Genomic DNA, 12039 nt, shown 5'->3' with positions numbered 1-12039 from the left:
CACGGAAAACCCGGACCTACGCGAAGGTTCCGTTCTCGACCATCTGCCGGGTCTCGAGGCGGCGGATCTTGCCCGATGTGGTGCGCGGGACGGAATCCGGGGCGACGAAGATGACCTCGGCCGGCATGATCCCGCACGCGGACGCGACCTCTGAATTGACCTCTGCGCGAGCCTGATCGGGATCGGAACCCTTGTACTCGGCGAGGATGACCAGACCCGGACGAGCCGACCCCTCGCCCCGCGCCATCGCGACGACGCCGCCGCGCCGCACGCCGGCGACCTCGGCCGCGGCCCGCTCGATCTCGATCGGGAACAGATTGCGTCCCGCGACGATGATGACCTCCTTGGCCCGGCCACAGATCACGAGGCGGTCGTCTACGAGGTAACCGAGATCGCCGGTCGAGAACCACTCGCCCGGACCGAGGTCGGCGTTGCCGAGGTAGCCGCGCATCATCGAGGTTCCACGGATCTCCACGTGGCCCACATTCCGCCCGTCGATCACCGGCACGTCGACGTTGGGTTCGACGATGCGAACCTGCATGCCGCCCAGCGGCTTTCCGAGGATCGCGTAGCGACGCCGGATGGGCTCGCCGCCACCGGGCGGGGTCACGCTGACCTCGTCGTAGTGTGCGCCCTCGCCGACTGCGGGCATGGTGACCGCGCATGCGGACTCGGCCATGCCGTATGCGGGTGCCGCGGCCGCACGTTCGAAACCGAACGGGGCAGTCGCCTCGAGGAATTTGTCGAACGCGTCGGCGTCGATCGGCTCACCGCCGCTGATGGCGACACGCAGATGCGACAGGTCGATGTCGCGCAACAGCTTTCCGTACCGACCGAGGATGTCGTAGGCGAAGTTGGGGGCGGCGGTGACGGTCGTCTTGGTCTCGGTGAGCCACTGCATCCACTTGAACGGCGCGGCCGCGAATGCGGTGTTGGGGACGATGTAGGTCGAGATGCCCGTCGTCATCCCGGCCAGCAGGAACATGAGGCCCATGTCGTGGTAGAGCGGCAGCCAGCTGAACCCGGTGTCGCGCGTGCGGTGCAGGCCGAGGCGGCTGACCAGTTCGATGGCGTTCGAGTAGACGGCCGAGGCGGGCAGCACGGCGGTCTTCGGGTCGCCGGTGGAGCCGGCCGTGCCCTGCAGGACGGCGACGGTGTTCCCGTTGACGTTGCGGGCGACGAAGTCGGTGGTGTCGGCACCGAGACCGTACTCACCGACGCGTGCGATGCGCAGACGGTCTTCGACCTTCGACAACAGATCGAGTTGCGCGCCGCTGCCCAGCACCGTCCCCACACCGATGGAGATGAAGCGGGTGTAGGTGTTCTGTGCCCAGCGCTCCTCGTCGGCCCCGCGGATCGGACCGGGCAGGATGCTCACGGGCACCCCGGCGAGCCAGGCTCCCTGGATCGCGGCGATCAGGTCCACGGTGGGGTCCCCGATCAGACCCAGCGCCTGGGGCTCGTGCAGCTCGCTGTCGGCGAGCAACTGAACCGCGATCTGCTCGGCGCGTGCATGCACCTCACGCCACGGCGCGGTCACCCACTCGCCGGTGTCGGAGTCCAGGACGGAGAGGCTGGTGTCTCCGGCCAGCATCGCCTCACGCACGGTGGCCGCCAATGCATTGGTCGAGCCCGCTTCCTCCAGGATCACACTGTTCTGCGACATTCTCGTTCCCGTCTTCGCCAACCCGTGGCGTCGGTCTACTGGTTCGTTCCGGTCTGGTTCGCAACCGGATGGGTCATACCGCGTGTCGTACCCGACCTCCGGTATCGCGAACGGAAGCGCCCGCGCTATTTGGGTAGGGTAGCCTAATCTTCCTCGGACACAAGACCCGACGTCATTCGTCGAGCGTGCGTGATTCATGTCATCCGATGGAATCACCCGCGAAAACTTAGGCTAACCTAATTTGCGTTGGAGAGCGGGAGCCCCGGCCGCGATGCCCAGAGATTGGGCCGAGCGAATAGTTAGTATAACCTACCCTAAATGCGGGTTCCCCAGCCTGAGTAATCATGTCCCCGAACTGCGAGAGGCACGCTGGCTGATGGCCACGAATTCCCAGACCACGGACCTCCCCTCCTCGGCAGACGTCATCGCCGAGGTCGCCACGGTCCTAGGCGTGGCACCGGAATCGATCGACCCCGATCAGGACCTCATCGCCCAGGGGCTCGACTCCCTCCGGATGATGCGACTGGCCGGGACCTGGCGCAAACGCGGCATCGACGTCGACTTCGCCCGTCTCGCCGCACAACCGACCATCACCGCCTGGACGAGCATCGTCGCCGCCACACCGACCGAGACAGCCACCTCCGCCGCGGGTGACTCCGGGCCAGATGTCCGCGCCGAGGTCGCCGCCACCCTCGGGGTCACCCCCGAATCCATCGACGTCGATGCGGACCTCATCGCCCAGGGACTCGACTCCCTCCGGATGATGCGACTGGCCGGGACCTGGCGCAAACGCGGCATCGACGTCGACTTCGCCCGTCTCGCCGCACAACCGACCATCACCGCCTGGACGAGCATCGTCGCCGCCACACCGACCGGGACGACGACTCCCGCCGGCCGACGGGCCGAATCCCCGGTTCCCGACGGGCCTTTCCCGCTGGCACCCATGCAGCACGCTTACTGGATCGGCCGGTCGGACACGCACGCGTTCGGCAATGTCGCCGCCCACCTCTACATCGAGTTCGACGGTCGCGACGTCGACCCGGACCGTTTCACCACGGCGATGGCCGCCCTCATCGAGCGCCACCCCATGCTGCGCGTGCGTGTTCTGCCCGACGGCACCCAGGAGATCGGGCCCGCGCACCCGGAAGCCATTGCCGTTCACGACCTCCGCACGCAGTCGCCGGAGATGGTCGAGCAGATCCTGAGCGAGAAACGCGCCCACGGGACGCACCGCACACTCCCGGTCGAGGAGGGCGCCGTCGTCCGCGCCGAACTGAGCCTGCTGCCCGGAGATTCGGCGCGGGTCCACCTCGACGTGGACATGATCGCCGCCGACGCCATGAGCTACCGCGTGCTCGTCGACGACTTCGCACGCCTCTACCGCGGTGAGACACTGGAGGATCTGGGGATCACCTTCGCGACGATCACCGCCGACCGCACCGCACGCGAGGTCCACGCCGACGACCGCGCCTGGTGGCGTGAGCGGATCCCGTCGATGCCCGGACCTCCCGAACTGCCGCTGGACGACAAGGCCGCGCGCGGCGAGGCCGAACCGCACACCGTCCGCCTGCATCACTCGCTGTCGGCATCGGACTGGAAGCGACTCGAAGAGCACGCACATCGTCGGGGCGTGACCCCGGCAGCCGCCGTCGCCGCGGTGTTCGCCGAGGCCGTCGGAACGCATGCGGCGAGTCCGCGCTTCCTCCTCACCGTTCCGCTGTTCGACCGCCCGCAGGTCCACCCGGATGTCGAGCAGGTGGTCGGCGACTTCACCTCCTCCCTCGTCATCGGCGTGGACCTCACCGAACGGGCGAGCCTCGCCGAACGCGCCCGCCAGATGCGGACGTCGATGCACGAGGCCGCGGCGCACGGCTCGATGAGCGGACTCGACGTTCTCCGCGAACTGAGTCGAGACCGCGGCGAACCCGTGGTCTCGCCGATCGTCTTCACGAGCGCACTCGGACTCGGTGATCTGTTCTCGCAGCGGGCGACCGAGGTCCTCGGGGATCCCGCGTGGATCGTCTCGCAGGGTCCGCAGGTCCTACTCGACGCACAGGTCACCGAGGTCGCGGGCGGTCTGCTCCTCAACTGGGACGTTCGCGCCTCTGATCTCGAACTGGGCACCGCACGTTCGATGTTCGAGTACTACGTCCGACTGCTCGGCCTGCTGGTGGACGGCGAGTGGGATGTGCCGGCACCCGACCCGGTGTCCGCCGACCTTCGCGCACAACGGCTCTCGGTCGAGGCACCGCTGCCCGTCACCGACGTCTTCGACGGAACCCTGCACGGCACCGTCTTCGCGCGTGCCGCCGGTCGGGCCGGTGAACCGGCGGTGATCACCGAGCGCCGCACATGGAGTCATGGCGACCTCGCCGACGAGGCGCGTCGGGTGGCCGGCTCGCTCAGCGCCGCGGGAGTGCGCGTCGGCGACACGGTCATCGTGAACCTGCCCAAGGGTGGGGACCAGGTCGTCGCAGCGCTCGGCGTGCTGGCCGCCGGAGCCGCCTATGTGCCGATCTCGCCGACCCAACCGCAAGCGCGACGTGACCGCATCGTCGAGGTCGCGGCCCCGGCCGCGGTGATCACCGATGCCCCCGGCACCTGGGACCAGAACGGCGACCGTGTACGGACCGGCGGTGGCCCAACGGTTCTCACTCTCGACCAGGCGCGCGAGTCCGAGCCGGCCGACCCGGTCGAGGTGAACGGCGACGCGCTCGCCTACGTCCTGTTCACCTCCGGTTCGACGGGTTTGCCCAAGGGCGTCCAGGTCCCGCATCGCGCCGCCGTGGCCACCATCACCGACCTCGTGGACCGGTACGCCATCGGCGCAGGCGACCGCAGCCTGCAGGTGTCGTCACTGGAGTTCGACCTGTCGGTGTTCGACATCTTCGGCCTGCTGGCCGTCGGCGGGGCCGTCGTCGTACCGGGCGACGACGAGCGGACCAAGGTCGACGACTGGGCGCGTCTGCTGACCGAGCAATCGGTGAGTGTCCTGAACTGCGTGCCGTCGATCCTCGGCATGCTCCTCGACATCGCTCCCCTGCCCGGCTCGCTCCGCATGATCATCATGGGCGGGGACAAGGTCGAGGTGTCGTTGCTCGACCGCGTCGCCGCGCAGTTGCCGGACTGCCGCGTCGCCGGCCTCGGCGGAACCACCGAGACGGCGATCCACTCCACCATCTGCGAGGCATCGGACGTCCCCTCGGGAATGGCCTTCGTGCCCTACGGCATCCCGTTGCGCGGAGTGCGCTGCCGGGTGGTCGACGACCTCGGCCGCGACCGCCCCGACCTCGTGCCCGGCGAGTTGTGGATCGGCGGTGCGGGGGTGGCCGACGGGTACCGCGCCGACCCCGACCGGACCGCCGACCGCTTCGTGCTCCACGAGGGCGAGAGGTGGTATCGCACCGGCGATCTGGCCCGATATCTACCGGGTGGGTTCCTGGACTTCCTCGGCCGGGCCGACCACATGGTCAAGGTGCGGGGTTACCGTGTCGAGCTGGGCGAGGTCGAGGCCGCGTTGCTGGGGCTGGCCCCCGTCGGCGCCGCGGTGGCCTGGTCCGACGGGCGCGATCTGCGCGCGGCCGTCGTCCTCGCGGACACATCCGCGAGGACCGTCGATGAGGCCTGGCTCCGCGACGCGCTCGCCGAAGCGCTACCGCCGCACATGGTTCCGCGTTCGGTCGGCATTCTGGACGCCTTCCCGCTCACCTCGAACGGCAAATACGATCGCAAGGCGATCGCCGCCGGTGCGGACACCACGGACGACGAGGCCGACGCCGTGGCGCCGCGGACCCCGGTCGAGGAAGCGCTCGCGCTGATCTTCGGCGAGGTCCTACCGGTCCCCCCGCGAAGTGTCACCGAGGACTTCATCTCCCTCGGTGGCGACTCTGTGCAGGCGACGCGGGTGGTCGCCCTCTCGCGACAGTGGCTCGACACGCCCCGGTTGTCGGTCGCCGACGTCTTCACCCGCCGAACCATCGCCGGCCTCGCCGAACGAATCGCCGAAGTCGGCGGCACACGAGCGACATTCGTGGCCGAGACATTCCTCGAGATCATGAAACTCAGCGACGAACAGGTGGAAGCCGAGATCGCGCGCGGTTAGCGCGCCGGACTCCGCCGGCCATCAGCACAGCGAACCATCTCCCAGAGCAAAGGCATCATGACCATTTCCTCCGCCCCGACGTACGACCTGCACTCGGTCGATCTCGACGACGTGTCGCACGCCGCGACCGTCCACGGATGGCTCACCCACCCCAAGGCCAAGTACTGGGACATGCTCGAGAGCTCGGTGGCCGACGTGGAGAAGATGATCCGCGACAGCGCCGAGGCCACGGCCGGCACGCCGTACGGGATGCGCCTGGGATATCACGACGGCGCCCCGCAGTTCCTGTTCGAGCTCTACGACCCCGCCACCAGTGAGCTGGCCGACCCATCGAGCGGATACGTCCCCGCCGACGGCGACATCGGTATGCATCTGCTCGTCGCGCACGCCGAACAGTCCCTGCCCGGTTTCACCGGCGCCGTCATGCTCCACATCATGCGGACCGCGATCCTCGAGGTCGGCGCCGCACGCGTGGTCGTCGAACCCGACGTCCGCAACAAGGCCGTGCACCGCCTGAACGCGAGCGTTGGGTTCCGCGTCGACGGTGACTACCCGGTCGGCAACAAGACCGCGCACCTCAGCTATTGCACGCGCGCCGACTTCCTCGAGGTGACCGACAACGGCAGCACGGTCGGTGCCGTCGAGGTCACGGACCTGGGGGCGTAGTTCCGTTGACCATCCAGGAATTCGCCGTACGCCCCGCGGGCGCGTCGGGTCCCGCGACGTATCGCCAGGCGTATCACACCCGCATCGCCAAGAAGATCCTCGCCGAGTTCTCCCACGAGCGAGCACTGTCACCGGTCGAGACCGGCGCCGGCACCTACGCCGTCCGATCCGTCGACGGCCGCACCGAATACCGCTTCCGCGCCGAGCGACTGGCGCTGGACAGCTGGGCCATCGACGAAACGACGCTGCGTCGCGTCCGTGACGGCGAGGACCTCCCCCTCGACGCGATAGCCCTCGTCGTCGACCTGGCCCCCTTCCTGGGCATCGGACCGCAGGCGCTGCCCGAGTACCTCGAGGAATTCATCAACACCCTCGCCATCAGTACCGAGCGGCCCGACGACCGACGGGTCACCGCCGCCGATCTCGCCCGATCGGACTTCCAGACCATCGAGAAGACGATGACCGAGGGCCACCCCTGCATCGTCGCCAACGCCGGGCGGCTCGGCTTCAGCGCCACCGACATCGAGCGTTATGCCCCCGAGGTCGGCAACCACTTCCGGCTCGTATGGCTCGCCGCGCGTCGTGAGGACTGCGATGTCGCGACCGTCAGCGACGTCGACTACGACGCCATGCTCGTCGACGAGCTGGGTGCCGACACCATCGATGCATTCGCGAACGTGCTGCGCGACAAGGGTTGTGACCCCGAGGACTACCGATACCTGCCGGTGCATCCGTGGCAGTGGGCGGAGAAGGTGCAGAAGCTGTACTCGGCCGACATCGCCGACCTGCGGATCGTCGAGGTCGGCGAGAGCCCGGACCTGTACCAGGCTCAGCAGTCGATCCGCACCGTGTTCAACGCCACCACGCCGTCGCGCAACTACGTGAAGGTCGCCCTCTCGATCGTGAACATGGGCTTCACCCGGGGTATGTCGGCCGACTACATGCGGACGACCCCGCTGATCAACAACTGGGTCCGAGGTCTCGTCGCCGACGACCAGTATCTCGCCGCGATCGGGTTCGAGATGATCTTCGAGGTCGCGGCCATCGGTTACCGCAGCCCGACTTTCACCCCGATCACCCAGCCCGGCTCGGAGTATCGCAAGATCCTGTCCGCACTGTGGCGTCAGAGTCCGGTGCCCATGGTGGCCGCCGACGAACAGTTGTCCACGATGGCGGCGCTGCTGCACGTCGACCACCTCGGCGACCCGCTCGTCGGCGCCTTCATCGAGAGGTCCGGGGTGCCGGCCTCCGAGTGGCTCCGCCGTTATCTGCGCACTTACCTGCATCCCATCGCCTATCTGCTCTACCGGTACGAACTGAAGTTCAGCCCGCACGGCGAGAACCTGATCCTCGTTCTCGCCGAGGGCATCCCGGTACGCGCCATCCTGAAGGACATCGGCGAGGAGGTGTCGGTCTTCGGCGAGGCGGCAGGTCTGCCGGAGAACTGTGCGCGGGTGCGCACCACCGAGCCCGACGAGATCCGGAATCTCGGGGTCCTCTCCGACGTCTTCGACGATTTCCTCCGCCCTCTCGCCGAGATCCTGCACACCCACGACATCGTCGACGACACCGAGTTCTGGTCTCTGGTGGGCGAGAGCCTGCGCGAGTTCGTCGCCGCTCATCCCGAACTCGAGGATCAGTTCGCCCGCTGGGATCTGTTCGCGCCGGAGTTCGGCGCCGTGCACATGAACGGTCTGCAGCTGCGCAACAACAGGCGCATGGTCGACATCGAGGACTCCTACGCGTCCTTGATCGACGCGGGTCACCGGTTGACCAATCCCATTGCCGCGCAGGGTGGCCGGTGATCGACGTGAGTGCCACCCATCTGAACGACCACCCGGATGTCGAGGTCCTGCGCGACACGCACGGCATCCCGCACGTCCTGTCCTCGAGTGCGATCGGGGCACTCTACGGGCAGGGCCGCGCCTGCGGGCAGGACCGGCGCTGGCAGATCGAGTTCATGCGACTCCGCGCCGAGGGTCGCACCGCCGAGGTCTTCGGCGAGTCCTGCGTCGAATGGGACACCTTCGCGCGTCGCGCCCGGCTCGACGCCGCGGCGAAACGGATCTTCGAGGCGTCGTCCGTTCGTACCCGCAGTCTCATCAGCGCCTACGTCGACGGCGTGAACAGCACCCTCGATGGCGCCGATCCCGACTGTGTCGCACCGGAACTCGCGGCGCTCGACCACCGGTCGCGTCCGTGGCGACCTTGGACGCCCATCTCGGTGTTCATCATGCATCACGTGCTGTTCGGCCGGTTCACCACCAAACTGTTCCGACTCCACGCCTGTCGCACCCTCGGTCTGGACGCGCTGCGGTTCTGGGACTTCGAGACCCGCGAAGTGGACCCGACCGTCCCGGCGATGCCCGACCAGGCGTTCCTGGACGAGATCCTGGACCTCACCCGGCCCGCGGCACCCGATCGACCCGCCCCCGCCATCGACCTCGGCGACCCGATGTCCGGCAGCAACGCGTGGGGAGTGTCGGCGGAGCGGAGTTCCACCGGCTCACCCATCGTGGCCGGGGACCCCCATCGCTTCCTCGAACTGCCCGGCATCTACCAGCAGTTCCACCTGGCGTCGACGGATCCCACCGGGTCGTTCGACATGGCGGGTTTCGCCTTCGCCGGTGTCCCGGGCGTCCCCCACTTCTGTCAGGGGGACGAGATCGCCTGGGGCATCACCAATGCCATGGGCGATTACCAGGATCTGTTCATCGAGCGGTTGACCCGTGACGAGTCGGGTGACGTGCTCGTCGAGATCCCCGGCGGGGACCTCGTCCACGCCGCGGTCCATACCGAGTCGATCATCGTCCGGGACGCCGAACCCGTTCCCGTCCAGGTGATCACGACACCGAACGGCGCCGTCGTCTTCGGCGGTCCGGACGAGGCGTTCGCGATGAGCATGCGCTCGCCGTTGCTGTCGGACGAGGTCACTTTCGACGCGCCGATGGACCTGCTGTTCGCGCGGACGATCGCCGATGTGGAAGCTGCGCTGGCCAACTGGGTCGAACCGGTCAACCGTGCCGTCATCGCCTCCGCCGACGGCACGGTCGCCACCCACGTGGCAGGCAGGGTGCCCGTGCGCGCACCGGAGAACTACTGGCTGCCCGTTCCGGGATGGGACGACCGTTACCAGTGGCGGGGTTACGACACCGGCTCGCTGGGTGACCCGGACTTCGACGCCACCCTTCACGGCGGCGTCACCGTCACGGCCAATCAGCGGTTGTCGGATGTGCTCCCCCTGCAACCGGTCACCAGCGAGTGCGTGGAACCGTTCCGCGCCGACCGCATCACGACCCGTCTCGACGAACTCGATTCCGTCAGCCCGGCCGACTGCGGAGACATCCAGGGCGACATCCGGCTCGAACAGGCCGAATCAGTCCAGGAGTTGCTCTCCCGTATCCGTGCGCAGACACCCGAGGCCGAGGACATCCGACGACGGCTCGTCGCGTGGGACCGCACGATGGATGTCGAGAGCACCGACGCCTACCTCTACGCCGAATTCCGCACCCAACTCGTGCTGGGGGTGGCGAGCACCGATGTGCTCGCCCCGCTGCGCGGGCCCCACGGATTCCCCTCCGTGTTCCAGCCCTGGTTCGTGCCGGAGCCGCGGCTCGCGACCGCATTGACCTCGGTGGTCGCCAACACCGCCGGGATCGGCATCGACATCGAATCCGTGGCGGTCGCCGCCCTGGACTCGGTGGTCGCCCGGATCGCGGCCTTCGGGGCGACGCCGACGTGGGGCAGTGTCCACCTGCTGGCACCGATCCACGGATTCGATCTCGTCGGCGCCTCGCCACGGTATCCGGAGTTGTTCGCCGGACTCCGGCCCACACCACTCCCGCTGGCCGGCGACGCCGAATGCGTCTTCGCCAACGCCGCGGCGGTCGGCACCCACATGTGCATCACCGGCGCGGCAGCACGATTCGTGTGGGACCTGGCCGATCGCGGTGCGAGCCGGTGGATCGTTCCCCTGGGGGTCAGCGGAGACCCGCGGTCCGATCATTTCCAGGACCAGGCGCCGCTGTGGGCCCGCGGCGAACTCGTCACCGTCGTCCGCGACTGGAACGCACTGCGCGCCGCAGCGGATTCCATCGCCACATCGACCGAGGGAGAGCCATGCCTGCGCTGACCGAGGCGCGACTGACGTTGCTGCGCCGCCGGATCGCGGCGAACGCCGACACCGCCGCCGACACCGGGCCCCGTACCGCCAACGTGCCGTTCGGGGAGTTCGGCACCGCCGAGCGTCGGATGTGGCGCATCTACGAGCTCGATCCGCAATCGTTGTCGCACAACATCGGTCTGGTGTTGGAGTTCGGCGGCAGCCGTTCCGTGCGCTCCGTGGTGGAATCCGCCGAGCTGCTCGTCGAGCGGTTCGACGTCCTGCGCTCGGTCGTCGAGGTCGACGCCGCGGGCGTCCCGCGGCGCCGTGCCGTGACACGCTCGGGGGCTTGGGACAGGACCGGATCGGTGTGGACGTGGGGGTTGCCCGACGACGCCGCAGCGGACACCGAAGCAGCGGACACCGATGCGATCGCCACACGCCTCACCCGCACGGCGTTCGACCTCGTCGCCGAACCTCCGGTCCGCATTCACGTCTCGGGATCGAACGGCGACGTCACCATGATCTTGGTGGTGCATCACCTGGCGGTCGACGACACGTCGTGGCCACTGCTCCTGGGCACCCTGGTCTCGGGTTCGTGGCCCGGCGACACGGCCGCCGAGAGCCGGCCGGACACCCCCGATGCGGCGGCCGCGGCGGACGCGGCCGAGCGCGCGGTGCGTCATGCAATCGACACCTGGGCCGCCGACGATGTCCGCCACCCGTTCACGGGCGAACTGCCCACCGAGAGTGCAGCCGAGAGCTGGCTGTCACCGATGGACGACCGGGAGGGCGTCAAGGTCACGGCCCCGGTTGCCGACGACTCACTCGCCGCCTTCGACCGCGTGTCCCAGACCGTCGGCGCGACCCCGAACGCGCTGCTGATCGGGATCTGTTCGCTCGCGGCGTTCGCGCTGACCGGTGCGGCCGATCACGTCCTCGTCGTCCCCGCCGACAACCGCAGACGCGAACAGTCACCACAGCACATCGGCTACTGCGGCAACATCATCCCGATGCGATTCCGCGTCGACCCCGCGTCGACCGTCGAGCAGGCGCTGCGAAGCGCGGCCGCGGAGATCTACCGATCGATGGAACACTCCGGCACCGACTTCGGTCCCGTCCTGACCGCGCTGCGGCAGGGGGGCGGCAGATTCCCGATCATCGAGATCATGGCCTCCGTTCGCCCGGCTCCGCTGCGCGGTATCCCGCAGCCCGCTGACGCACCGGTGACCTGCCGGTCGGTCTTCAACGGGATCGCCAACTATCCGCTCTCGATCGCCTTCGAGGCCGACGACGACGCCACGCACGTGGAAGTCGACCATCAGCCAGGCGTCGTTCCCGACGAGATCGCCTACCGGAGCACCGAAGTGCTGACAACCCTCGTCGACCTGGTCCCGGACTCGCTGGGCCTCACCGTCTCCGCACTGCTGAACGCACTCGACGAGCGCGTCGCACAGAAACTCACCGTCCGATGACCGGCCACCCGCCGCATCACTCCGCACC

At 68.4% G+C, this 12039-nt stretch carries 6 protein-coding genes; 5 read left to right on the top strand and 1 reads right to left on the bottom strand.

Going from position 1 to position 12039, the window contains the following annotated elements; all coding sequences use genetic code 11:
* Nucleotides 1-16: 16 nt before the first annotated feature.
* On the bottom strand, nucleotides 17-1666 hold the full coding sequence (mbtM, locus tag ACSUZC_RS03115; protein ID WP_439031464.1) for a long-chain-fatty acid--ACP ligase MbtM: 1650 nt from the start codon (nucleotides 1664-1666) through the stop codon (nucleotides 17-19).
* Nucleotides 1667-2042: 376 nt separating this feature from the next.
* Between mbtM and ACSUZC_RS03110 the strand changes: the two genes are divergently transcribed.
* The 5 genes from ACSUZC_RS03110 to ACSUZC_RS03090 are packed head-to-tail and all read left to right on the top strand — an operon-like array spanning nucleotide 2043 to nucleotide 12011.
* Nucleotides 2043-5768, top strand: coding sequence for an amino acid adenylation domain-containing protein (locus ACSUZC_RS03110; RefSeq protein ID WP_439031463.1), 3726 nt, complete (start codon nucleotides 2043-2045; stop codon nucleotides 5766-5768).
* Between the two features lie 57 nt (nucleotides 5769-5825).
* Nucleotides 5826-6434 carry a GNAT family N-acetyltransferase gene (locus tag ACSUZC_RS03105; RefSeq protein WP_439031462.1) on the top strand — a complete coding sequence of 203 codons (609 nt, stop codon included), beginning with the start codon at nucleotides 5826-5828 and terminating at the stop codon, nucleotides 6432-6434.
* 5 nt (nucleotides 6435-6439) lie between these two features.
* Nucleotides 6440-8239 carry an IucA/IucC family protein gene (locus ACSUZC_RS03100; protein ID WP_439031461.1) on the top strand — a complete coding sequence of 600 codons (1800 nt, stop codon included), beginning with the start codon at nucleotides 6440-6442 and terminating at the stop codon, nucleotides 8237-8239.
* Nucleotides 8236-10566, top strand: coding sequence for a penicillin acylase family protein (locus ACSUZC_RS03095; RefSeq protein WP_439031460.1), 2331 nt, complete (start codon nucleotides 8236-8238; stop codon nucleotides 10564-10566). The genes ACSUZC_RS03100 and ACSUZC_RS03095 overlap by 4 nt, the downstream gene beginning before the upstream one ends.
* Nucleotides 10554-12011 carry a condensation domain-containing protein gene (locus tag ACSUZC_RS03090; RefSeq protein WP_439031459.1) on the top strand — a complete coding sequence of 486 codons (1458 nt, stop codon included), beginning with the start codon at nucleotides 10554-10556 and terminating at the stop codon, nucleotides 12009-12011. The genes ACSUZC_RS03095 and ACSUZC_RS03090 overlap by 13 nt, the downstream gene beginning before the upstream one ends.
* The last annotated feature ends 28 nt before the right edge of the window (nucleotides 12012-12039 follow it).

Source organism: Gordonia terrae, from assembly GCF_051789125.1.
Classification (GTDB): Bacteria; Actinomycetota; Actinomycetes; order Mycobacteriales; family Mycobacteriaceae; genus Gordonia; species Gordonia terrae_A.
Note: the sequence above shows the minus strand (reverse complement) of the source record. Positions and strands in the feature narration are given on the sequence as shown.